This is a genomic window from Paraburkholderia sp. EG287B (assembly GCF_040965595.1).
In the GTDB taxonomy this organism is placed as follows: domain Bacteria; phylum Pseudomonadota; class Gammaproteobacteria; order Burkholderiales; family Burkholderiaceae; genus Paraburkholderia.
Genome location: NZ_JBFRCG010000001.1, coordinates 354,701 through 377,734, shown reverse-complemented (window position 1 = coordinate 377,734; position 23,034 = coordinate 354,701). Strand labels below are relative to the sequence as shown.

Annotated in this window: 18 protein-coding genes; 15 read left to right on the top strand and 3 right to left on the bottom strand. The window is 65.4% G+C overall.

Annotated elements, in window-relative coordinates; translation table 11 throughout:
- The first annotated feature begins 40 nt into the window (after positions 1–40).
- The 11 genes from bamB to AB4Y40_RS01630 all read left to right on the top strand — a co-directional run bounded on the left by bamB (position 41) and on the right by AB4Y40_RS01630 (position 12,784).
- Complete coding sequence (gene bamB, locus AB4Y40_RS01680) at positions 41–1,186, top strand: outer membrane protein assembly factor BamB (protein WP_368686192.1); 1,146 nt, start codon at positions 41–43, stop codon at positions 1,184–1,186.
- Between the two features lie 336 nt (positions 1,187–1,522).
- On the top strand, positions 1,523–2,860 hold the full coding sequence (der, locus tag AB4Y40_RS01675; RefSeq protein ID WP_368686191.1) for a ribosome biogenesis GTPase Der: 1,338 nt from the start codon (positions 1,523–1,525) through the stop codon (positions 2,858–2,860).
- Between the two features lie 162 nt (positions 2,861–3,022).
- Positions 3,023–3,259 (top strand): RNA chaperone Hfq, encoded by a 237-nt coding sequence (gene hfq / locus AB4Y40_RS01670; RefSeq protein WP_027793540.1) that lies wholly within the window; start codon positions 3,023–3,025, stop codon positions 3,257–3,259.
- Between the two features lie 59 nt (positions 3,260–3,318).
- Positions 3,319–4,503: a GTPase HflX gene (gene hflX / locus AB4Y40_RS01665; RefSeq protein WP_368686190.1), complete on the top strand. Its 1,185-nt coding sequence runs from the start codon at positions 3,319–3,321 to the stop codon at positions 4,501–4,503.
- Between the two features lie 98 nt (positions 4,504–4,601).
- On the top strand, positions 4,602–6,077 hold the full coding sequence (gene hflK, locus AB4Y40_RS01660; RefSeq protein ID WP_368686189.1) for an FtsH protease activity modulator HflK: 1,476 nt from the start codon (positions 4,602–4,604) through the stop codon (positions 6,075–6,077).
- Between the two features lie 13 nt (positions 6,078–6,090).
- On the top strand, positions 6,091–7,005 hold the full coding sequence (gene hflC / locus AB4Y40_RS01655; protein WP_368686188.1) for a protease modulator HflC: 915 nt from the start codon (positions 6,091–6,093) through the stop codon (positions 7,003–7,005).
- A 47-nt stretch (positions 7,006–7,052) separates the two neighbouring features.
- Complete coding sequence (locus AB4Y40_RS01650; protein WP_028210024.1) at positions 7,053–7,244, top strand: DUF2065 domain-containing protein; 192 nt, start codon at positions 7,053–7,055, stop codon at positions 7,242–7,244.
- 121 nt (positions 7,245–7,365) lie between these two features.
- Positions 7,366–8,517 carry an ATP phosphoribosyltransferase regulatory subunit gene (locus AB4Y40_RS01645; protein ID WP_368686187.1) on the top strand — a complete coding sequence of 384 codons (1,152 nt, stop codon included), beginning with the start codon at positions 7,366–7,368 and terminating at the stop codon, positions 8,515–8,517.
- A 179-nt stretch (positions 8,518–8,696) separates the two neighbouring features.
- Positions 8,697–10,043: an adenylosuccinate synthase gene (locus AB4Y40_RS01640; RefSeq protein WP_368617664.1), complete on the top strand. Its 1,347-nt coding sequence runs from the start codon at positions 8,697–8,699 to the stop codon at positions 10,041–10,043.
- A gap of 23 nt (positions 10,044–10,066) precedes the next feature.
- On the top strand, positions 10,067–10,636 hold the full coding sequence (locus tag AB4Y40_RS01635; RefSeq protein ID WP_028204126.1) for a phosphoribosyltransferase: 570 nt from the start codon (positions 10,067–10,069) through the stop codon (positions 10,634–10,636).
- A 261-nt stretch (positions 10,637–10,897) separates the two neighbouring features.
- Positions 10,898–12,784, top strand: a complete 1,887-nt coding sequence (locus AB4Y40_RS01630) for a potassium transporter Kup (RefSeq protein ID WP_368686186.1) — start codon at positions 10,898–10,900, stop codon at positions 12,782–12,784.
- Between the two features lie 96 nt (positions 12,785–12,880).
- On the opposite strand, the gene AB4Y40_RS01625 is transcribed toward AB4Y40_RS01630, so the two are convergent.
- The gene (locus AB4Y40_RS01625) at positions 12,881–15,232 is read right to left on the bottom strand and encodes a Tex family protein (protein ID WP_368686185.1); all 2,352 of its coding nucleotides are present in this window, start codon (positions 15,230–15,232) and stop codon (positions 12,881–12,883) included.
- A 366-nt stretch (positions 15,233–15,598) separates the two neighbouring features.
- Here AB4Y40_RS01625 and AB4Y40_RS01620 point away from each other — a divergent pair, with 366 nt between their 5' ends.
- From AB4Y40_RS01620 to AB4Y40_RS01610, 3 genes are all read left to right on the top strand, one after another.
- Complete coding sequence (locus AB4Y40_RS01620) at positions 15,599–16,435, top strand: colicin transporter (RefSeq protein WP_368686184.1); 837 nt, start codon at positions 15,599–15,601, stop codon at positions 16,433–16,435.
- A gap of 87 nt (positions 16,436–16,522) precedes the next feature.
- A complete protein-coding gene (locus AB4Y40_RS01615; RefSeq protein WP_028204122.1) occupies positions 16,523–16,756 on the top strand; it encodes a DUF465 domain-containing protein in 234 nt (77 codons plus the stop codon).
- A gap of 76 nt (positions 16,757–16,832) precedes the next feature.
- A complete protein-coding gene (locus AB4Y40_RS01610) occupies positions 16,833–19,103 on the top strand; it encodes an ATP-dependent DNA helicase (RefSeq protein ID WP_368686183.1) in 2,271 nt (756 codons plus the stop codon).
- A gap of 675 nt (positions 19,104–19,778) precedes the next feature.
- Here AB4Y40_RS01610 and AB4Y40_RS01605 read toward each other — a convergent pair.
- Positions 19,779–21,011 carry a cupin domain-containing protein gene (locus AB4Y40_RS01605; RefSeq protein WP_368686182.1) on the bottom strand — a complete coding sequence of 411 codons (1,233 nt, stop codon included), beginning with the start codon at positions 21,009–21,011 and terminating at the stop codon, positions 19,779–19,781.
- Between the two features lie 32 nt (positions 21,012–21,043).
- Between AB4Y40_RS01605 and AB4Y40_RS01600 the strand changes: the two genes are divergently transcribed.
- The gene (locus AB4Y40_RS01600; RefSeq protein WP_342921414.1) at positions 21,044–21,589 is read left to right on the top strand and encodes a peptidylprolyl isomerase; all 546 of its coding nucleotides are present in this window, start codon (positions 21,044–21,046) and stop codon (positions 21,587–21,589) included.
- Between the two features lie 7 nt (positions 21,590–21,596).
- Here AB4Y40_RS01600 and AB4Y40_RS01595 read toward each other — a convergent pair whose 3' ends face one another.
- Positions 21,597–22,934: a hypothetical protein gene (locus AB4Y40_RS01595; protein ID WP_368686181.1), complete on the bottom strand. Its 1,338-nt coding sequence runs from the start codon at positions 22,932–22,934 to the stop codon at positions 21,597–21,599.
- Positions 22,935–23,034: the final 100 nt, after the last annotated feature.

Below are 23,034 nucleotides of genomic sequence, written 5' to 3'. Positions count from 1 at the left end.
GAAACCATTCAAACCAATTTCATTCATGCGTCGTTCACCGATGAATCTGCTGAAACGAACCGTTGTGCCCGTCGCGCTCGCGATGACCGTCCTGGCTCTCGCAGCCTGCTCATCGACGAAAGACGTGCGCCGCGTGCCGGTGCCGCTGACCGAATTCAAGCCGGCGCTGGACGTCCAGCAGGTGTGGAAGTCGAGTGTCGGCAAGGCGGGTCGCTATCTGTTCGCGCCGGTCGCCGTGGGCGACGCTGTGTACGCGGCGGGCGAGAACGGCTCGGTCGCGAAGATCGACGCCGCATCGGGCAAGGACGTCTGGCGCACCAAGCTCAAGGACGACCTCTCGGCGGGCGTGGGCAGCGACGGCAATCTCACGGCAGTCGGCGGCCTGAAGGGTGACGTCTACGTGCTCGACTCGAATGGCAAGCTCTCGTGGCAGGCCAAGGCGCCGGGCGAGATCATCTCGCCGCCGCTCGTCGGCAACGGCCTCGTGATCGTGCGCACGATCGACGGCCAGATCGTCGCCTTCAACGGCCAGACGGGCGAGCAGAAGTGGATCTACCGCAACCGCGCCGTGCCGCTGAACCTGCGCGTTTCGGCCGGCATGACGTTCGCGGGCGAACAGGCCGTGCTGGCCGGGTTCCCGGGCGGCTCGTTCGCGGCGATCAACCTGCAAAGCGGCGACGCCTTCTGGGAAACGCCGGTTTCGTACCCGAAGGGCGTGACGGAAGTCGAGCGCATCAACGACGTGAGCGGTCCGCCCACGCTGGTCGGAGCCACGACCTGCGCGGTCACGTTCCAGGGCCAGCTTGGCTGTTTCGACGCCAATTCCGGTCGTCCGATGTGGCAAAAGCCGTTCTCGAGCACGAGCGGCATCGCGCAGGATGAAACCACGGTGGTGGGCGGCGACGACTGGTCGGTCGTGAAGGCCTTCAGCGTGTCGACGGGCGAGCCGACCTGGACGAACGAGAAGCTCAAGAGCCGCGACGTGAGCGTGCCCGCCGTGCTGGGCCACGCGGTCGTGCTCGGCGATTTTCAGGGCTACGTGCATTTCCTCTCGCTCGACGACGGCAGCTTCGTCTCGCGCGTGAAGACCGACGGCAGCCCGATCGCGGCCGCGCCGGTGCTCGCTGGCAACACCCTTGTCGTGCAGACGAAGGACGGCGACCTGTACGGTCTGCGTCCGCATTAAGCGTCGTCTGCGGCGGCGCCTCACGAGCGTCGCGCGGATGGATGCAGGTGCATGAGGCGCTGGAGCCCGCAGGTTCCGACGCCTTGCCCGCTGGCCGGCTGAAGCCGGCCGTGCCCGTTTTAGGAATGCGGCGTGCACGACCCCGCCGTTCACCGTTACCGCCACCCGGCGGTTGCGCGGCGTCCCGCCCCGGTCGCGCCGCGCTTTCGGCTCGGGGCCACGGCCCGGTCCGTGAATTTCGTGATAATTTGCAACTGATGCAGCCCCGCAGGCGCGGGGTTTGCCGCGCAGCGCGCCGGACTCGCCGGCGCCGCGCCTTACTGTAGAAAAGATCAGATGAAACCCGTAATCGCCCTCGTCGGGCGCCCCAATGTGGGGAAATCCACGCTGTTCAACCGGCTCACGCGTTCGCGCGATGCGCTGGTGGCCGACCTGCCCGGCCTCACGCGCGACCGTCACTACGGTGAAGGGCGCACGGGCGATCGCCCGTATCTCGTGGTCGACACCGGCGGCTTCGAGCCGGTCGCCAAGGACGGCATCCTGCACGAGATGGCTCGCCAGACGCGCCAGGCCGTGGAAGAAGCCGATATCGTCGTGTTCATCTGCGACGGCCGCAATGGCCTGGCACCGCAGGACAAGCACATCGCCGACTACCTGCGCAAGACCGGCCGGCCGATCTTCCTCGTCGTCAACAAGGCCGAAGGCATGAAGTACAGCGCCGTGGCCGCCGACTTCTACGAACTCGGTCTCGGCGACCCGCGCGCGATTTCCGCCGCGCACGGCGACGGCGTGACGGAAATGATCAACGAGGCGCTCCAAAAGGCGTACGCCGACCAGCCCGAAGAAAGCGAAGAGGACGCCGCGAAGCACGGCGTCAAGATTGCGATCGTCGGCCGCCCGAACGTAGGCAAGTCGACGCTCGTCAACACGCTGATCGGCGAAGACCGCGTGATCGCATTCGACATGCCGGGCACGACGCGCGATTCGATCTATGTGGATTTTGAGCGCAACGGCAAGAAGTACACGCTGATCGACACGGCGGGTCTGCGCCGCCGCGGCAAGGTGTTCGAAGCGATCGAGAAGTTCTCGGTGGTGAAGACGCTGCAGTCGATCGCCGACGCCAACGTCGTGATTCTGCTGCTCGATGCGCAGCAGGAAATCTCCGACCAGGACGCGCATATCGCGGGCTTCGTGGTGGAGCAGGGCCGCGCGCTCGTGGTGGGCGTGAACAAGTGGGACGGCATGGACGATCACGCGCGCGAGCGCACCAAGCACCACCTGCAGCGCAAGCTGAAGTTCCTCGACTTCGCGGAAATGCGCTTCATCTCGGCGACCGAGAAGTTCGGTATCGGCCCGCTGATGCGCTCGGTGGACGACGCCTACGCCGCCGCCATGGCGAAACTGCCCACGCCGAAGCTCACGCGCGCGCTCATCGAAGCCGTGGAGTTCCAGCAGCCGCGCCGCCGCGGCCCCGTGCGTCCGAAGCTGCGCTACGCGCACCAGGGGGGACAGAACCCGCCGATCATCGTCATTCACGGCAACGCACTCGACGCCGTGACTGAGACCTACAAGCGCTATCTGGAGAACCGTTTCCGGGAAACTTTCTCGCTCACCGGCACTCCATTGCGCATAGAGTTTCGCTCCTCGACGAATCCCTATACTGAGAAAAACTAGGCTGTTGCTGAATAGCGTTCGCTACCCCGCAAAGGCCTCCTGGCCGAACCGCCAGGAACCGCGCGGGGGAACGAGAATCGGCTATAGTGTAGCGATTGGTGGTGGATTTCTTTTTCTTCACCCCAATATAAGTTAAACCTGCAAAAAAATACGGAGTTTGCTATGAGCAACAAAGGGCAATTGTTACAAGACCCGTTTCTGAACGCGCTGCGCAAGGAGCACGTGCCTGTTTCGATCTATCTGGTCAACGGCATCAAGCTTCAAGGGAACATCGAATCGTTCGACCAGTACGTCGTGTTGCTCCGTAATACGGTTACGCAAATGGTTTACAAGCACGCCATCTCCACGGTGGTTCCGGCCCGTCCGGTGAACTTCCACCCGGATACGGAAGCGTCCTGACCCATGACGCGGCCGGCCCGGGGCGCCTCGCAGGCAGCTCTGGTCCGGCCGCTTTCATTTTGACATCCTCTAATTTGATCAACGCCGCACTCGTCGGCATCGACTTCGGCAAGACCGAGTTCGAAGCCAGTCTCGAAGAACTCAGCCTGCTCGCCAAAAGCGCGGGCGCCACTCCCGCTGTCACGCTCACCGGGCGACGCTCCAGCCCTGACGCCGCCATGTTCATCGGCAGCGGCAAGGCCGAGGAACTGCGTCTCGCCTGTGAGGCGAACGACATCGAAATCGTCATCTTCAATCACGCGCTGTCGCCCGCCCAGCAACGTAATCTGGAGCGCGCGCTCAATCGCCGCGTGGTCGACCGCACGAGCCTCATCCTCGACATCTTCGCCCAGCGCGCCCGCAGCCACGAAGGCAAACTGCAGGTCGAGCTCGCGCAGCTGCAATACCTCGCCACGCGCCTCGTGCGCGCCTGGACTCACCTCGAGCGCCAGAAGGGCGGTATCGGCCTGCGCGGCCCGGGTGAAACGCAGCTCGAAACCGACCGCCGCCTCATCGGCGAGCGCATCAAGATGCTGCAGGGCAAGCTTGCGAAGCTGCGTCGCCAGCATGGCACGCAGCGGCGTCAGCGCGAGCGCAACCGCACGATGTCGGTGTCGCTCGTGGGCTATACGAACGCGGGCAAGTCCACGCTCTTCAATGCGCTCACGAAGGCGCAGGCCTACGCCGCCGACCAGTTGTTCGCAACGCTCGACACGACCTCGCGGCGCGTCTGGCTCGGCGACGCAGTGGGGCAGATCGTGCTGTCCGATACGGTCGGGTTCATCCGCGAACTGCCTCACCAGCTCGTCGCCGCGTTTCGCGCGACGCTGCAGGAAACGGTGCAGGCCGATCTGCTGCTGCACGTGGTGGACGCGTCGAGCGCCGTGCGCCTCGATCAGATCGATCAGGTGAACGGGGTGCTGCACGATATCGGCGCGGACACGATCCGCCAGGTGCTGGTCTTCAACAAGATCGACGCCGTGCCGGAACTGGCGGCCCGCGGCGGAACGGTCGAGCGTGATGAATATGGTAATATTTCGCGCGTCTTTTTGAGCGCCCGCACAGGTGTCGGACTGGATGCGCTGCGCTCCGTCATCGCCGAAATCGCGACTGCCGAGCCGCTTGCCGATGCGCCGCAGTCCCTGGCCGCAGACTGGAGCGCGGTGCAGGAAGAACCTCGCTGGGAACCCGAACACGAGCGCTGAGGCGCGCCCGGCATTGTCTTGCACGCAAGGCCGGCCCAGCGGCTCCGACGGAATCCGCACGCAATTGACCCGCTGTCTACTCTGGTGAACGAACACAGGTGAACGATTACAACAAGCGGACTGGCTGGCAGCGCGCGCGCGCCATTTTCTCGCTGAACGACCCGCGTTGGGGTCGAGGCGACGGCAATGGCCAGCGTTCTGACGACGGGCGCCGCCCGCCGGGCAATAACGGCAACAAGGGTGGCAACGGCGACAAGGGCGACGGTCCGCCGGACCTCGACGAAATGTGGCGCGACTTCAACCGCCGCATGTCCGCTTTCTTCGGCCGCAAGGGCAAGGGTCCGGGCGGCTTCGGACCGCGTCCGGACAATGGCCATGGCGCGCGCATCGGCGTGGGCATCGTGCTCGGCGTGCTGATCGCGATCTATGTGGGCAGCGGCGTGTTCGTCGTGCAGGAAGGCCAGGCCGGTGTCGTGCTGCAGTTCGGCCAGTATCGCCACACGGTTGGCCAGGGCGTGCACTGGCGCATGCCCTATCCGTTCCAGACTCACGAAATCGTCAACATCGGTCAGATCCGCACCGTCGAGATCGGCCGCAGCAACCTCGTGCGTCCGGCAAACGTGAAGGATGCCGCGGTCATCACGCATGACGGCGACATTCTCAACGTGCGCCTGACCGTGCAGTACCAGGTCAAGCAGCCAACCGACTACCTGTTCCGCAGCGTCGATCCCGACCTCACCGTCACGCAGGCCGCCCAGGCGGCGGTGCGCACCGTGGTGGGCGCGCGCAGCACGAACGACATGCTGTACGCGGACCGCGAGCCGATTCGCGCCCAGCTTGCCGATACGATCCAGCACTCGCTCGACGAGTACAAGACGGGCCTCGGCGTGACCGGTGTCGCGATCCAGAGCGTCTCGGCGCCCGATCAGGTGCAGGCCGCGCTCGACGACGAAGCCAAGGCGCGCCAGGACCGCGAACGCGCGAAGCGCGACGCGCAGGCCTATGCCGACCAGCTGCTGCCGCGTGCGCAGACCGAGGCGGCGCGTCTCGTCGACGAAGCCAAGGCGTACAGCGAACGCGTGGTCTCGCAGGCGCAGGGCGACGCGCAGCGCTTCACGCAGGTCTACGAACAATATGCGAAGGCGCCGGCTGTGATTCGCGAGCGCATGTATCTCGAGACGATGCAACACATCTATTCGAATGCGACGAAGGTGTTCGTCGACAGCAAGTCGGGCAACAACGTGATTTATCTGCCGCTCGACAAACTCGTCGATACGACGCGTCAGCGCGCCGCCGTGGCGGCGGGCGCAACGGGCGCGGCTGCGGCCTCGGGCGCCGGCGCTGCGCCGGCAAGCGCGGCTTCGGACGCCAATGCGGCTTCCGCGCCGGCAGCGGGCAGCGAGCCACAGCCAGGCGCACAGCCAGGGGCCCAGCCGGGCGCCCAGCAGCAAGGCTCGCAGCAGCAGGGCGCGGCTCCCGCAACCACGGCCAGCGACGCGGCAGCCGCCGCGAGCGACGCCTTCCGTTCGCGCGATGCGTTCCGCTCGCGCGGCCGCGAAAGCGACGTGCAATAAGGGGCGCGCCGATATGAACAAGATCATTGCGCTCGTCGTTGCCGTCGTGGTTGTCGTGCTGGTTGCGTCGTCGGCCGTCTTCATGGTCGATCCGCGCCACGTCGCCATCATTTCTTCGTCGGGCGGGGCCAATGCCACGCTCGCCGGTCCCGGGCTGCATGTGAAGCTGCCGCCGCCGTTCCAGACCGTCACGTTCATCGACACGCGCATTCAGGCGTTCGATGCGCCCGACGCCGACCGCTACACGACCTCGGACAAGACCGAGCTGCTTGTCAACCCGGTCGTGCGTTACCGCATTTCCGATCCGCTCAAGCTCTTCGCGGCGACCAAGGGCGATGCGCAGACGCTTTCCGACCGTCTCGCGTCGCTGTCGCGCGACGCACTCGGCGACGCGATCTCGAAGGTCACGCTCAGCGAGGCGCTCGCGCAGCAGGAAGCCATCGCCAACGGCGCGCGCGACGCGCTGAGGCAAACCGCGGCGCCGCTCGGCATCGACGTGATCGCGATCGAGCTCACGCGCGTCGATTACCCGCCGGAGCTGGCGCAGACGGTCTTCAAGCGCATGAGTGCCGCGCGCGAGCAGGCCGCTGCCGAGATTCGCGAGAAGGGCGTGGCCGAAGCGCAGCAGATCAAGGACGACGCGGAGCGCAAGCAGCAGGGCGTGCTGGCCGATGCCTATGCTCAGGCGCAAGCGATCAAGGGCGAAGGTGACGGCCGGGCCGCCGCGATTGCCGCCGAGGCGTTCGGGCGCGACCCGGACTTCTACCGGTTCTATCAGAGCATGCTCGCGTACCGCGAGAGCTTCCGGCCCGGCGATGTCATCGTGGTCGATTCGTCGAGCGACTTCTTCCGCTTCATGCGTGGTCCGAACGGCGGCGCGAATAGCGGGGACAACGCTCCCGCTTCCGCCACCCCGCGCAAACACTAGACAAAACGAGACACACGCGCCGCGCTCTGCGCGGCGTATTTCTTCGCATGGACATAGCTGGCTCCCTCTTGCTCGCGATCGCGCTGATGCTGATTATCGAGGGCATGTTCCCGTTCGTCTTTCCGACGGCGTGGCGCGACACATTCCGTAAAATCGCGGAACGGCCGCCGCATCACATCAGGATCGGCGGGCTCATCGTGATGGGGCTCGGCCTCGTCCTGCTGATGCTGGCGACCTGACGGCCTCGTGCCGCAGTCGCCCTCAGAGGCGGTGTGCGATTGGCGTTTTTGACGGATTCCGAAATATCGGGCCGCGTGGCGTTTGGCCGCGCGCGGCCCTCATTGTGGCAGGACTCAACCGATGTCGACCTGGTTACTCCCCGAGAATATTGCGGACGTGCTGCCGTCCGAAGCGCGCAAGATCGAAGAGCTGCGCCGTCGCCTGCTCGATCGTTTTCGCGCGTATGGCTACGAAATGGTCATGCCGCCGTTGCTCGAGTATCTCGAGTCGCTGCTCGTGGGCAGCGGCCGCGACCTGAACCTGCGCACGTTCAAGCTCGTCGATCAGCTCTCGGGCCGCACGCTCGGCCTGCGCGCCGACATGACGCCGCAGGTCGCGCGCATCGACGCGCACCTGCTGAACCGCCAGGGTGTGACGCGCCTGTGCTACGCGGGCAACGTGCTGCACACGCTGCCGCGCGGTCTGCACGCCACGCGCGAACAGATCCAGACCGGCGCGGAAATCTACGGTCATGCGGGCCTCGAAGCGGACCTCGAAATCCAGCAGCTGATGCTCGATGCGCTGCGCCTCGCGGGCCTCGCGAAGGTGCGTCTCGACCTTTCGCACGCCGGTGTGCTCGCGGCGATCTTCGAAGCGGATCCCGCTGCGGCGGCGCTTGGCGATGCTTTGTATGAAGCGCTCGCTGGCAAGGACGTGCCGCGTCTCGCAGAACTCACGCAAAACCTCGGAGCCGCCACGCGCGACGCCTTGCGCGCGCTGCCGTCGCTTTACGGCGACGCGAGCGTGATCGACGAGGCACGCACGCGCCTGCCGGCGCTGCCGGGCATTGCTCGTGCACTCGACGACCTCGCGTTCCTCGTGCGCGAGATCAAGGGTGCGGAGCTGATGATCGACCTCGCGGATCTCGGCGGCTACGCGTACCACAGCGGTGTGATGTTCTCGGCCTACGTCGACGGCGTGCCGAACGCGGTGGCCCGCGGCGGCCGTTACGACAAGGTGGGCGAGGTCTATGGCCGCGCTCGGGCGGCAACGGGCTTCTCGCTCGATTTGCGCGAAGTGGCGCGTATTTCGCCGGTCGAAGCGCGCAGCAGCGCGGTCCTCGCGCCGTGGCGCCATGACGAGGCGCTGCGCAGCGCGGTCGCCGCGCTGCGCGATGCGGGCGAGGTCGTGATCCAGGCGCTGCCGGGCCACGAGCACGACATGGACGAGTTCGCCTGCGACCGCGTGCTGGTCGAGCGCGATGGCGTCTGGGTCGTCGAAAAGCACGCCTGATACCGCACTCGGGCGGCCATTCGCGCCGCCCGGCAAGCCTCCGCGCAAGCGTGCCAAAGCACGCTTCGGATCGCGCATGCCGTTGAGTGCAAAAGGAAATTCCGCGAATTTCGGGAAAAAAAGGCGGCCTTGCCGCTGAACCCAGGTAGAATACGTTTTTAACCAGCTAACGAAACACCATGTCTGCCAGCGCAGTGAATGTAACCCCGGGGCGCAATGTCGTCGTCGTGGGCACCCAATGGGGCGATGAGGGCAAGGGCAAGATCGTCGACTGGCTGACGGACCACGCGCAAGGCGTGGTGCGTTTCCAGGGCGGTCACAACGCCGGCCATACGCTCATCATCGGCGGCAAGAAGACCATTCTCCGACTGATCCCGTCGGGCATCATGCGTGCCGGCACCGCCTGCTATATCGGCAACGGCGTGGTGCTTTCGCCCGAGGCCCTGTTCAAGGAAATCGGCGAGCTCGAAGATGCGGGCATCGACGTCCAGAAGCGTCTGTTCATCTCCGAAGCCACCACGCTCATCCTGCCGTACCACATCGCCATCGACCAGGCGCGCGAAGCCAGGCGCGGCGCCGCGAAGATCGGTACGACGGGTCGCGGCATCGGTCCGGCCTACGAAGACAAGGTGGCACGCCGCGGCCTGCGCGTGCAGGACCTGTTCGAGCCGGAAACTTTCGCCGAGCGCCTGCGCGAGAACCTCGACTACCACAACTTCGTGCTTACGCAGTACCTGGGTGCGCCGGCTGTCGATTATCAGCAAACGCTCGACACGATGCTCTCGTACGCCGATCGTCTGAAGCCGATGGTCACGGACGTTTCGCGTCGTCTGTATGACGTGAACCACGAAGGCGGCAACCTCCTGTTCGAAGGCGCGCAAGGCACGCTGCTCGACATCGACCACGGCACCTATCCGTTCGTCACGTCGAGCAACTGCGTCGCGGGCGCGGCGTCTGCTGGCGCGGGCGTGGGTCCGCAAAAGCTCAACTACGTGCTCGGCATCACCAAGGCGTACTGCACGCGCGTCGGTTCGGGCCCGTTCCCGAGCGAACTGTACGACGCCGACAACGCCGATCGCCAGGAAGAAGTGGGCCTCACGCTCGCCAAGGTCGGCAAGGAATTCGGTTCGGTCACCGGCCGTCCGCGTCGCACCGGCTGGCTCGACGCCGCCGCGCTGCGCCGCTCGATCCAGATCAACGGCGTGACGGGTCTGTGCATCACGAAGCTCGACGTGCTCGACGGTCTCGACGAAGTGAAGCTCTGCGTCGGCTACAAGGTGGCTGGCCAGGACGTGGACATCCTCCCGCGCGGCGCCTCGCAAGTGGCCGCATGTGAGCCGGTCTACGAGACGTTCGAAGGCTGGAACGAAAGCACCATCGGCATCACGCAGTTCGACGCGCTGCCGAAGAGCGCGCAGGCGTATCTCACGCGCGTGCAGGAAGTCGCCGGTGTGCCGATCGACATGGTCTCGACCGGCCCGGATCGCGACGAAACGATCCTCCTGCGTCATCCGTTCAAGGTCTAAGTGGTAAGAAGGCAGAAGCAAAAATGATTCAAATGATGGACCCGCGCAACGACGAAAAGAACCTGTGGGTCGGCTGGGACGAGTATCACCGGCTGATCGAACTGCTCGCGCTCAAGGTGCACGAGTCGCGCTGGAAGTTCGACCAGATCCTGTGCCTCGCACGCGGCGGTCTGCGCGTGGGCGACCAGCTCTCGCGCATTTACGACCTGCCGCTGGCGATCCTCGCAACCAGCTCGTATCGCGAAGCCGCCGGCACGGAGCAGGGCGAGCTCGACATCGCGCAGTACATCACGATGACGCGCGGTCACCTGGAAGGCAACGTGCTGCTCGTCGACGATCTCGTCGACTCGGGCGTCACGCTCGCACGCGTGCAGGAGCACCTCAAGGAGCGCTACCCGGCCGTGACCGGTGTGCGTTCGGCGGTGCTCTGGTACAAGGGCTGCTCGAAGGTGACGCCGGACTATTTCGTCCAGCATCTGCCGACCAATCCGTGGATCCACCAGCCGTTCGAGGAGTGGGATACGGTGCGCCCGCACAATCTCAGTGCGTGGATCAAGCGTGGTCTGCAGCGAGCGCAAGACGCGCAGAAGTAATGCAGGGATCGTGCCGCCGCCAGGGTTCCCATACCCGCGGCGGCCAGATCCAGTGACGGAGCCTTCATGGCTCCGTTTTTTTTGTGCGTCGCCCACCGAATCGCCGGCGGCGGCGCAGGCGGGCAGACGGCATCTGGGGCCGGTGCTAAACTGCGCGGGGATCGGCGGATGTCGCAGTGCCGCGACGACCGCTCGGTTTCCGCCGCAGCCCGGTTTAGAATAGCGCTCGTTTTTTCCGCCTCGCAACGGATTACCGCGTATATGACAACTAGCACACACGTGGCCAAGCAGCCGCTACCTACTCTCGCCGTAGCGGCCATCGGCGTGGTGTTCGGCGACATCGGCACAAGCCCGCTGTATTCGCTGAAAGAGGCCTTCAGCCCATCGCACGGCATTCCGCTCAACGACACGTCCATTCTCGGCGTCATTTCGCTGCTGTTCTGGGCGATCGTGATCGTCGTGAGCGTCAAATATGTCCTTTTTGTGATGCGTGCCGACAACAACGGCGAAGGCGGCGTGCTCGCGCTCATGGCGCTTGCCATGCGGTCGTTCAACCGCAAGAGCAGGTCGGCTGCGCTGCTCACGGCATTGGGGATCTTCGGCGCATGCATGTTCTACGGCGATGCCGTGATCACGCCGGCCATCTCGGTCATGTCGGCGGTGGAAGGCCTCGAAATCGCCGCGCCCAAGCTCACGCATCTGGTGCTGCCGCTCACGATGGTGATCCTGATCCTGCTGTTCTGGATCCAGCGGCACGGCACCGCGCTGGTCGGCCGCCTGTTCGGCCCGATCATGGTGCTCTGGTTCATCACCATCGGCGTGCTCGGCGTCTCGCGCATCGTCCAGGCGCCCGGCGTCATCGCGGCGCTCAGCCCGTATTACGCGGTCAGTTTCATGGGCGCGCACATGCTGCAGGCCTACGTGGTGCTCGGCTCGGTCGTGCTGGTGCTGACCGGTGCGGAAGCGCTCTACGCCGACATGGGCCACTTCGGCGCGAAGCCGATTCGCTTTGCCTGGTACGCGCTCGTGATGCCCTCGCTCGTGCTCAACTACTTCGGGCAGGGCGCGCTGCTGATGCAGGACCATCACGCGATCGAAAATCCGTTCTTCCTGCTCGCGCCGGAATGGGCCTTGCTGCCGCTCGTCGTGCTTTCCACGGTGGCGACCGTGATCGCTTCGCAGGCCGTGATCTCGGGTGCGTATTCGCTTACGAGCCAGGCCATTCTGCTTGGCTATGTGCCGCGCATGAAGGTGCTCCACACGTCGGACCTCGCCATCGGCCAGATCTACGTGCCGGTCGTGAACTGGATGCTGCTCTTCATCATTCTGTGCATCGTGGTCGCCTTCAAGAGTTCGGACAACCTGGCGGCCGCATACGGTATCGCCGTGACCGCCACGATGGTGATCACCACGGTGCTCGTCGCCGTTGTGATGACGAAGGTGTGGAAGTGGAACAAGGCGCTCGTCACCTGCATCATCGCGGTGCTGCTGGCCGTCGATCTGGGCTTCTTCGGAGCGAACCTGCTGAAGGTCGAGGAGGGTGGCTGGCTGCCGCTCGGCATCGGCGCGCTGCTGTTCTTCCTGCTGATGACCTGGTTCAAGGGCCGCATGATCGTGAAGGACCGCACGGCCGCCGACGGTATTCCGCTCATGCCCTTCCTGCAGGGGCTGCTCGCGCATCCGCCGCATCGCGTTTCGGGCACGGCGATCTATCTCACGGGCAGCGAGTCGCTCGTGCCGGTGAGCCTGCTGCACAACCTCAAGCACAACAAGGTGCTGCACGAACGCACGATCTTCCTCACGTTCGTGATTCGCGACATTCCGTATGTGGCGGACGCCGAGCGCGTGACGGTGAAGGATATCGGCGGCGGGCTCTATCTCGTGAAGGCCGATTACGGCTTCAACGAAACGCCCGACGTGCAGGCGGTGCTCGACGAGATTTCGCGCACCCACAATATGACGTTCGAGATGATGGACACGTCGTTCTTCCTCGCGCGCGAGACGGTCGTACCGACGCAGTTGCCGGGCATGTCGATCTTCCGCGAACGCGTGTTCGCGTGGATGCATCAGAACGCTGCGAAGCCCACCGATTTCTTCAGCATTCCTGCGAACCGCGTGGTCGAACTCGGGACGAAGATCGAGATCTGATCGCGTCGTTTCGACCAGTAAAAAAGGCACCCTCGGGTGCCTTTTTGTTGCGCACGCAACGCGAGCCGCTGCGGCCCACGCTGCGTCATGCGGACATCAGCGCTGCGTGAGCTTCGCGAACGCCGCCGCCATCGCGCCTGCCGGTTCCGCATCGCGCGAACGCTGACCGCCGCGGTTGTCACGACCGCCGCCGCCGCGATTGTCGCGGTTGCCAGACTGGCCCGCGCTGCCGCCGCTGCGCGACGCGCCGGCGCTCGCGGGGTCGTCGTCCAGACGCATCGTGAGCGCGATGCGCTGACGCTTCACGTCGACGTCGAGCACCTTCACCTTCACGACCTGGCCGGCCTTGACGACTTCATGCGGGTCCTTGATGAACTTCGTCGACATGGCCGAGACGTGCACGAGCCCGTCCTGATGCACGCCCACGTCGATGAATGCGCCGAACGCGGCCACGTTCGTCACGACGCCTTCGAGCAGCATGCCCGGCACGAGGTCGGAGACTTTCTCGACGCCGTCGCGGAACGTCGCCGTCTTGAACTCGGGGCGCGGATCGCGGCCCGGCTTTTCCAGCTCGCTCAGGATGTCGCGCACCGTCGGCAGACCGAAACGTTCATCCACGAACTCGGTGGGCGCGAGGCCCGAGAGCGCTTCGCGGCTGCCGAGCACGTCGCCGATCGTACGCTTGATCTTCGCGAGCATGCGCTCGACGACGGGGTACGCTTCCGGGTGTACCGACGAGCGATCGAGCGGGTTGTCGCCGCCGTTGATGCGCAGGAAGCCGGCGGCCTGCTCGAAGGTCTTGTCGCCCAGACGCGGCACCTTCTTCAGATGCTCGCGCGAAGGGAACGGGCCGTTCGCATCGCGGAAATCGACGATATTGCGCGCGAGCGTCGAGTTCAGGCCCGACACGCGGGCGAGCAGGGCAACGGAGGCCGTGTTCGCGTCGACGCCCACGGCGTTCACGCAGTCTTCGACCACGGCGTCGAGCGAACGCGCGAGTTCGCGCTGGTTCACGTCGTGCTGGTACTGGCCCACGCCGATCGCTTTCGGCTCGATCTTCACGAGTTCGGCGAGCGGGTCCTGCAGACGGCGCGCGATGGAAACGGCGCCGCGCAGCGACACGTCGAGCTCGGGGAATTCCTTCGCAGCCAGTTCGGATGCCGAATAAACCGATGCGCCGGCTTCGGAAACCACGATCTTCTGCAGTTTCAGTTCGGGATGCTTCGAGATCAGCTCGCTCGCGAGCTTGTCGGTTTCACGCGAGGCCGTGCCGTTGCCGATGCTGATGAGTTCCGCCTGCGTCTGCGCGGCGATGCGCGCGAGCTTCGCGAGCGAGCCGTCCCAGTCGCGGCGCGGCTCGTGCGGGTAGATCGTATCGGTGGCGAGCAGCTTGCCCGTGCGGTCGACCACGGCGACCTTGACGCCCGTGCGCAGGCCCGGATCGAGGCCGATCACGGCCTTGGGGCCGGCCGGCGCGGCAAGCAGCAGATCCTTGAGGTTGCGCGCGAACACGCGGATCGCTTCGTTTTCCGCCTGCTCGCGCAGGTTGGTGAGCAGCTCGTTTTCGATATGCGGCTGCACCTTCACGCGCCAGCACCAGCGGCAGACATCGGAGAGCCATTTGTCGGCCGGACGATTCTGGTTCGCAATGCCGAAGTGGCGCGCAATCATCGCTTCGCCCGGATGCGGCACCTGCGTGTCCAGCTCGCCGCCGAGGCCGAGCTTGACCATCAGCACACCGGCGTTGCGGCCGCGGAACAGCGCGAGCGCGCGGTGCGACGGCACGGTCTTGATGGTCTCGGAATAGTCGTAGTAGTCGCGGAACTTCTCGCCTTCCTCGTTTTCCTTGCCCTCGACCACGCTCGACATCACCACGCCCTGGTTGTGCAGCCAGTCGCGCAGCTTGCCCAGCAGCTCAGCCGTTTCGCCGAACTGCTCGGAGAGGATGTCGCGCGCGCCGTCGAGCGCGGCCTTGACGTCGGCGACACCCTTTTCGGCGTCGACGTACTGTGCGGCTTCCGTTTGCGGGTCGAGCAGCGGGTTCGCGAGCAGTGCGTCGGCGAGCGGCTGCAGGCCGGCTTCGCGCGCGATCTGTGCACGCGTGCGGCGCTTGGGCTTGTAGGGCAGATAGAGGTCTTCGAGAACCTGCTTGCTGTCGGCCGCCTCGATGGCGCTGCGCAATTCGTCGGTGAGCTTGCCTTGTTCCTCGATGCTCGCGAGGATCGCCGCGCGGCGGTCTTCGAGTTCGCGCAGATAGAGCAGGCGCTCTTCGAGCGTACGCAGTTGCGTATCGTCGAGATTGCCCGTGACTTCCTTGCGGTAACGGGCGATGAACGGAACGGTCGAGCCTTCGTCGAGAAGCTGCACGGCGGCTGCGACCTGGCGCGGCTGCACGCTCAGTTCAGTGGCGATACGCTGGACGATCTTGAGTGCTACGGTTTCCGTCATAGGGTCTGGATATTCCTGCGAGGATCGGATTGCGGTCCGGGTTTGCGGTCCGGCGGCCGGTGCGGGCTCGAGCGCGCGGGGCGCCCGGTGTGCAAAACGGCACGTTGCCGGGTGCGTCCGCCGGCCGGTGGAGCGGGGCATTTTGCCATAAATGGCCGAGCGCTCAACCCGGGGGGTGTTAGAATTTCCCTCATGTTCCGCTGCCCACAGAAGACGTTGACGACCTCCCGCTTCTCCCCTGATTTGCCCCTTGCCCGGTTTCGCACGCCTCATGGCGTCACGCGGCGGTTCCCCGCTCTTGGGGCAATTTGTGCCGTCGCGTTGAGCCTCGGTGCAAGCGTTCCGGCCCTCGCGCAGGCGGTCGGGGTGACAGGGCCGCTGCAGCAGCAAGGTGCGGCAGCTGCGCCGGCGCAGCCGGCGCCTTCGGGCAACGCGCCGCTCGCGGCGTCCGAAGCGGCTGGGGCCGGCGGCGCGCCACAGTCGCAGCAGAGCGACTTCGACGCGCGGCAACAGGTGCTGGACCGTCGTACCGCGGAGAACGACTATCAGTTTGCAGTCGCGCAGCACAACTGCTACAGCACGTTCTTCGTGAATCATTGCATCGGCAAGGCGCGCGACAAGATGCGTGTCGTGCAGGCCGACATCCGCCGCGAGCAACTGGCGCTCGACGACGAAAAACGTACCGCGCATGCGCAGCAGCGCGACCAGCAGGCCGCCTTGCAACGCGCGCAGGACGAAGCCAATGCGCCGCAGCGCGCCGCCAACGAAGCGGCCAGCGCGCAGGCGTACGAACAGAAGCAGCAGCAACACGCGCTCGATCAGGCGCAACGCCAGGCCGAAGCGCCGCAGCGTGCGGCGAACGAGCAGGCGTATCAGGAAAAGCAGCGGCAGCATGCGCTGGCCCAGGCACAGCGCCAGGGCGAGCAATCGCAGCGCAACGCGAACCAGGCGGCGTACGACCAGAAGCAGGCGAACTACCAGAACCAGCTCGACGAAGCGCGCCGCCAGGGCGAACAAAAGGCTCAGGAACGCGCCGACAAGGCCCAGCGCTACCAGCAGAAGCAGGAAGACGCGGTGAAGCACAAGGCCGATGTCGCAGAGCGTCAGAAACAGGCGGCCGAGAAGGCGCAACAAAAGCAGCAACAAGAAGAACAGCAGAAGCAACAGGAAAAGCAGCAGCAGGAACAACAGCAGGACCAGTAGCACGAGTAGCACGCTTTTTCAGCCGGACTGCAACCTCAGGCGCGTCGTCCTTCGCAAGCGCGCGCCGCATATGTCGAGGAGGCGAGCATGCGCGAGCATCGTGAAGTCAAGACCGAGGTCCTTCGTGACCGCATTCTGCAACTGGAATCGGAACATGGCGATCTGGACCGCCTGATAGACAGGATGTCCGACACCCCGGACTATGACGATCTCGAACTGCAGAGGCTGAAGAAGCGCAAGCTCAAGGTCAAGGACAACATCCTCCTGCTGCAACTGCAGCTGGACCCCGATTCAACGAAGACTTCGGACGGGCACGCCTGATTCCGGGTCCTGGCAGGCGCCGGGGCGCGGCAGTCGGCGCGTTGCGCCGTTCCGGACCGAGCAGGAACCGCTTGCCTTGAATTCAACGACCGTTTCCCGTTCCCGGCCCGCGCGCGAAGGCGGCGCGCCGGAGGCCGACGCGCGCGCGGCGCAAACAGCCGCTGCACCCATGTTGAGCGCACGCCGTGCCGCCGAGCTCGAGGAGCTCTTCGCGGCCGACGGCTTGCTCGCCCGCGAGATCGACGGCTATCGCCCACGCGCTGCCCAGATCGAAATGGCGCGCGCGGTCGCGGCCGCAATGGAAGCCGCCGCGCAATCCCTGCCCGATCCCGCGGCGTTCGAACTCCAGTCGCGCCCGGCGCGGCGGGTCGAGCGTGGTGCGCCGGCGCAGCCCGCCGCCGGGGAAGCGGCGCGCGCCGCGGCCGAGAACGGCGACAACACGCTGATCGTCGAGGCGGGCACGGGCACGGGCAAGACCTATGCGTACCTCGTGCCGGCCATGCTGTGGGGCGGCAAGGTGGTCGTCTCGACGGGCACGAAGCATTTGCAGGACCAGCTCTTCGCGCGCGACATCCCCACGGTGCGCGACGCCCTGGCGGTGCCCGTGAGCGTGGCGATGCTTAAGGGGCGCGCCAACTATCTGTGCCACTACTACCTGCAGCGCACGGCCGACAATGGTCGGCTGCCGTCGCGCCAGGAAACCGCGTATCTGCAGGAAATCGTGCGCTTCGCGAAGATCACGCGCTCGGGCGACAAGGCCGAGCTCGCGAGCGTGCCCGAGACGGCGGCCGTCTGGTCGATGGTCACGTCGACGCGCGATAACTGTCTTGGCCAGGAGTGCCCGCATTACAAGGACTGCTTCGTGATGCAGGCGCGCCGCGAGGCGCAGCAGGCCGATATCGTGGTGGTCAATCACCATCTGTTCTTCGCCGACATCATGCTGCGCGACACCGGCATGGCCGAACTGCTGCCGAGCGCGAATACGATCATCTTCGACGAAGCACACCAGCTGCCCGAAACGGCAACGCTCTTTTTCGGCGAAACGCTCTCGACGGCGCAGTTCCTCGAGCTCGCGCGCGATTGCGTGGCCGAAGGCCTGAGCCACGCGCGCGACGCGGTGGAGTGGGTCAAGCTCGGCGCGGCGCTGGAACGCGCTGCACGCGACGTGCGGCTCGCGTTCAAGGAAGATTCGCTGCGGTTGTCGATCACGCAGTTGCCCGAGGATCACCCGCTCTTCGATGCGCTCGACGCGCTGCAGACCGAACTGGGCACGCTTGCCACGGCACTCGCGGGGCAGGCCGAGCGCGCTGAATCGATCGGCGCGTGCCTGCGCCGCGCGCGCGAGCTGCAGGGCATCCTCGCGGGCTGGACCGCGCCGCAGGGCGCCGCGCCAGCGCGCGAAACACTAAAGGCCGACGCGGACGGGCAGGACGAAAACGCGCACGCGCCGGACGACGCGGACGAGAAAGTCCGCTGGGTCGAGGTGTTCTCGCACACGGTGCAATTGCATGAAACCCCGCTTTCCGTGGCGCCGATCTTCGCCAAGCAGCGCGCCGGCGTGCCGCGCACCTGGGTCTTCACGTCGGCGACGCTTTCGGTGCGTGGCGACTTCACGCACTACGCGGCGCAAATGGGCCTGAGTTCGCGCCGTTCGATGACGCTGCCGAGCCCGTTCGACTATCCCACGCAAGGGCTGCTTTACGTGCCGCGCAACATGCCGCAGCCGTCGTCGCCGCAGTTCACCGACGCCGTGTTCGATGCGGCGCTGCCGGCGATCGAGGCGTCGGGCGGCGGTGTCTTCATGCTATGCACGACGCTGCGTGCCGTCGACCGCATTGCCCAGAAGCTGCGCGACACGATCGAGGCGCGCGGCTGGAATACGCCGCTGCTCGTGCAGGGCGACGCGAGCCGCACGGAGCTGCTCGAGCGCTTCCGCGCCTATGGCAATGCGATCCTCGTGGGCAGCCAGAGCTTCTGGGAGGGGGTGGATGTGCGCGGCGATGCGCTCTCGCTCGTGGTCATCGACAAGCTGCCGTTCGCGCCGCCCGACGATCCGGTGCTGGCGGCGCGCCTCGACGCGCTGGCGAAGAAAGGTCTGAGCCCGTTCGCGGTCCACCAGCTCCCGCAGGCGGTAATCACGCTCAAGCAGGGCGCGGGGCGACTGATTCGCGCGGAAACCGACCGCGGCGTGTTGATGATCTGCGACACCCGACTCGTCGACAAGCCGTATGGACGACGCATCTGGCAAAGCCTGCCGCCGTTCAAGCGGACCCGGGAGATCGAAGTGGTGCAGGCGTTCTTCGAAGAGAAGAACGGGCCGGCGGGGGAGCCTGGCGAAGCGCATTGAGTTTCATGCGCACCGCATAACAAAAAAGCCACGAACGTGAGTTCGTGGCTTTTTTGCTTGCCCGCCGTATGTCTGAAGCGCGTTTGACGCAAGCAGCAGACCGTACGGCGATTCGCTGCGATGCCCGCCGGGACCGAGGTCCCGGGCGAGCGTCGCGCGAATGCAACTTACTGGCTTGCGCCCGAAGCAGCAGCCGGAGCCGAAGCGCCTGCGTCCGAAGCAGCAGCGCCAGCGTCCGAAGCAGCGGCGGTAGCCGAAGCAGCAGCGTCGCTCGCAGCAGCAGCAGCGCCCGAAGCAGCAGCTGCCGAATCCGAAGCAGCAGCAGCCGGTGCCGAAGCAGCAGCAGCATCGCTAGCCGGCGCAGCAGCTTGGTCGCTGCTCTTGTTGCACGCAGCAAGTGCAACAGCTGCCAGCAGGGATGCTACGAGGAGGGATTTCTTCATGATCACGTCCTTTTATGGTTAAAGGTAAGCAACAGCGCAAAATAATACCGGTAAATGTGCCCCAACACCGACCTGAGCCGCTGGTGGAGACGCACTGCAAGAGCGTGAATCTTCCCTACGGCCTGGCCGGAAATTATAGGCACTTTCGTATCGACCGTCGACAAATCCGGGGACAATACGTTGTCTTTCTCATACAAGCACTATTTTAGTACGGTATAACAGTCCGAAGCGCTTAGGCAAGCACCCCGGTCCGAATCCAGCCCGCACGATACCACTCGTGTAGCAACGCTGTCACACACGAATCGTGTGAGAGTGTTACAAAGCGTTTCCCGTCCATAGAGCGCCTGTCGGCCAGTGCCGGCAGCCACTTTCTTGCCTCTTTGAGCAAGTACTGTTCCCCATTCAGGTAATACGACCGCGAATCGTAAAGCAGGATCGTCCTGCGGTCGAGTGTTATCCCGTTTTTTGCCGCTTGCGCAACGAAACGGGCTTCGTCGAGCGGCTTTTCGGGGGCGTCGAACACCACATTGGCTTTCGGTTCGGACAGCCAGGAGCCCACGAACGAGGAGACGTCGGCGTCGCTCCAGCGCACTTTAGCAAGCACGTCGCCAACACGCTCTACGAGTGCCGGAGGAAGCTGTGCCGGATGCGCCACGGCCGGCTGGTCGGGGTCGCGGTAGAGCGTGGGCTTGCCGCTGCCGTTATCGGCGCCGCGCTCGGCGAGCCAGTAAAGAAACTGGCTCGTCAATTCGTTCGTGGAAGGAGAACGAAAGCCAATCGAACACGTCATGCATTCGCCTTCGGCGATGCCGTCGTGGGCGATGTGCGGCGGCAGGTACAGCATGTCGCCCGGCTCCAGCACCCACTCTTCTTCAGGCTCGAAGTTCGCGAGAATCTTCAGCGGCAGGCCTTCCTGCAGGGAGAGATCGCGCTGGGCGCCGATGCGCCAGCGGCGCTTGCCGTGCACCTGCAGCAGGAAGACATCATACGAATCGAAGTGCGGGCCGACACCGCCGCCGTCCGATGCGTACGAGATCATCAGGTCGTCGAGACGTGCGTCGGGCGCGAAGCGAAAGCGCTCGAGCAGGGCACGCGCGCGGTCGTCGTGCAGGTCGGCACCCTGCACGAGGAGCGTCCACTGGCGGGTTTTCGGCGTCGGCAGTTCGTCCGGCGAGAACGGGCCGTGTTCGAGCGCCCAGCGGCGGCGAAAATGTGTGATGAGACGCGACTCGACATCGTCGCTGTCTGCGAGCGCGAAGAGGGCTTCGCGCGAGAGCGGCGCTTCGATGTCGGGAATCGCCTGGCGGATCAACAGCGGCTTTTTCTGCCAGTATTTGCGCATGAACTGCGCCGGCGTCAGGCCGCCCAGAAGCGGCGTGGCAACATCGGGCGCGGGGCATGCCAGGGGGAGGGAGGCGCGCCGCTTGCGCGCGTCCACCGGGTGGTCTGGGGACCGCTTCGGCATCGTATAATATGGTCTGTAATCTGGAGGAACGAATGAAAATTGCAAAGGACACCGTCGTGTCGGTCGCTTACAAGCTATCGGATGCGCAGGGCAATCTGATTGAGGAAAGCGACGAGCCGATGGTCTATCTGCACGGCGGCTATGATGGCACGTTCCCCAAGATCGAGGAAGTGCTGGACGGGCAGGAGCCGGGCTTCGAGACCCAGATCCAGCTTGAGCCGCAGGACGCTTTCGGGGAGTACGATCCCGAGCTCGTGAAGATCGAGCCGCGCAACCGCTTTCCCGAGCCGCTCGAAGTCGGCATGCAGTTCGAAGGCACGCCCGAAGAAGGCGATGAAGATCTCGACACGCTCATCTATACGGTCACGGATGTTGCCGAAGACAAGGTCGTGCTCGACGGCAACCATCCGCTGGCGGGTATGGCGCTGCGTTTCGCGCTGACGGTCAAGGAAGTGCGCACCGCCACCGAAGACGAAATCGAGCATGAGCACGCGCATGGCGCGGACGGCCTCGAAATCATTGACGAAGACGAAGAAGACGACGGCGACGAAGGCGCCTCGAAACCCACCCTGCACTAAGCGCCGCTCAATGCGCGAAGCCGCCTGACGCCGGTGCGCCGGGCGGCTGCAGCTGACCAGGCGGCTGGCCATTGCCGCTGCCGTTTCCACCCTCCTGGCCGTTCTGGCCGTTCGCATCGTTCCGACCATTTAGTCCATTCGGGCCACCCTGGGTGGGCCACGCTGGCATCAGCACGCCGTTGCCGGCCGGCGGCAAGCCGGGCGGCACGGCGGTTCCCGGTGCGCCAGGCGTCGCGGGCGCGACATCGGGCGACTGAGGCATGCCGGGAATCTCGGTCACGTCCGGCATCGACGATACTTCGGGCATTTCCGGCATCGCGGGCGACGATCCCGCGCCGGGCGTGTACGGCGAAGGCTGCGCGGGCAACAGCGGCAGATGCTTCGGCACATCGCGCACGCTCACGCGCAGCGGCGTACGGCGCGCCATGTCGGCGTCCACCTGCAGCCATTGCGTGAGCGGATCGTGCAGTGAGAATGCGATGCGCGTAACGTTTTCTATCCTTGCGCCCTTGTCGTTACGCAGCGGCTGATCGATCGTGAAGCCATGTGCGAGCTTCGAGTCGTCGGCATTCACGACGATGATCTGGCCGCGGAAAATCTCGGCGAGCTTCACGAGGCTGCGGCGCAACTCGAGATAGCCGTCGCGCGGTGCGCGGTGAAAGCGCAGCCACGCGAAGCGGTCGGGACGCTCGTAATGCTCGGGCATCGCGTTGCCTTGCATGAAGATGACGATCGCGCGCGCGTTGCGGCGCTTCGCATATTCGGCCGCATGTTCGAGCCAGAAGCCGTTGGCGATCACGCGGTCTTCGAACTCGCCGTTGCGCCCGCCCGCATTGAGATAGTGATTGTTGCCGTCCGGCACGTTCAGCCCGATGAACACGGTGTCGCCGAGTTGCCAGCGCACGTTTTCCCGATACGGCCGGAAGCGCGAGACTTCACTCTCGCGCGTGAGCGTCAAGGGGGTTTGGCCGAGCGCGTTGGGATCGGAGAAGAAGTTCTGGCGCAGGAAGTCGAGTCGCTCGGCGGGGTCGTAGGCGCCCGAACCGTTCATGCCGCAGCTGACCCAGTCGCGTTCGCCGGGCACGAACACGAGCGGCGCACGTGACGCATCGAGCAGGTCGCGACGCTGCTCGTAAAGATGGTCGGCACAGGTTTCGTGTGCGCCTTTGAGATTGCCGTCGTAGACCGTGAACGCGATTTGCGGATCGCGCCCGATGGCGTCGATGAGCCGCTGCGCCGATGCTTCCTCGGACTGCGAGGTGAGCGCGTTCGCCACGACCGCGAAGGCATAGCGCGGCGCCTGCGCGAATGCCGCGACCGGCGTACCCAGCGAAGCAGCCAGCATCAACGTGCACGACGCACGGCGCATCGTTTTCAGATAGCGCGCGCGGGGACCGCCGCGGCCCGCCGGTTGCGGTGGCCGCGGCGGCGTCGCGAGGCGACGC

Bases quoted from the DNA above. Each gene is read 5' to 3' on its own strand.
- AB4Y40_RS01630 (WP_368686186.1), top strand. From the start codon at position 10,898: ATGACAACTAGCACACACGTGGCCAAGCAGCCGCTACCTACTCTCGCC.
- hfq (WP_027793540.1), top strand. From the start codon at position 3,023: ATGAGCAACAAAGGGCAATTGTTACAAGACCCGTTTCTGAACGCGCTG.
- der (WP_368686191.1), top strand. From the start codon at position 1,523: ATGAAACCCGTAATCGCCCTCGTCGGGCGCCCCAATGTGGGGAAATCC.
- AB4Y40_RS01625 (WP_368686185.1), bottom strand. From the start codon at position 15,232: ATGACGGAAACCGTAGCACTCAAGATCGTCCAGCGTATCGCCACTGAA.
- bamB (WP_368686192.1), top strand. From the start codon at position 41: ATGAATCTGCTGAAACGAACCGTTGTGCCCGTCGCGCTCGCGATGACC.
- hflC (WP_368686188.1), top strand. From the start codon at position 6,091: ATGAACAAGATCATTGCGCTCGTCGTTGCCGTCGTGGTTGTCGTGCTG.
- AB4Y40_RS01645 (WP_368686187.1), top strand. From the start codon at position 7,366: ATGTCGACCTGGTTACTCCCCGAGAATATTGCGGACGTGCTGCCGTCC.
- AB4Y40_RS01640 (WP_368617664.1), top strand. From the start codon at position 8,697: ATGTCTGCCAGCGCAGTGAATGTAACCCCGGGGCGCAATGTCGTCGTC.
- AB4Y40_RS01650 (WP_028210024.1), top strand. From the start codon at position 7,053: ATGGACATAGCTGGCTCCCTCTTGCTCGCGATCGCGCTGATGCTGATT.
- AB4Y40_RS01595 (WP_368686181.1), bottom strand. From the start codon at position 22,934: ATGCTGGCTGCTTCGCTGGGTACGCCGGTCGCGGCATTCGCGCAGGCG.
- AB4Y40_RS01615 (WP_028204122.1), top strand. From the start codon at position 16,523: ATGCGCGAGCATCGTGAAGTCAAGACCGAGGTCCTTCGTGACCGCATT.
- AB4Y40_RS01600 (WP_342921414.1), top strand. From the start codon at position 21,044: ATGAAAATTGCAAAGGACACCGTCGTGTCGGTCGCTTACAAGCTATCG.
- AB4Y40_RS01635 (WP_028204126.1), top strand. From the start codon at position 10,067: ATGATTCAAATGATGGACCCGCGCAACGACGAAAAGAACCTGTGGGTC.
- AB4Y40_RS01605 (WP_368686182.1), bottom strand. From the start codon at position 21,011: ATGCCGAAGCGGTCCCCAGACCACCCGGTGGACGCGCGCAAGCGGCGC.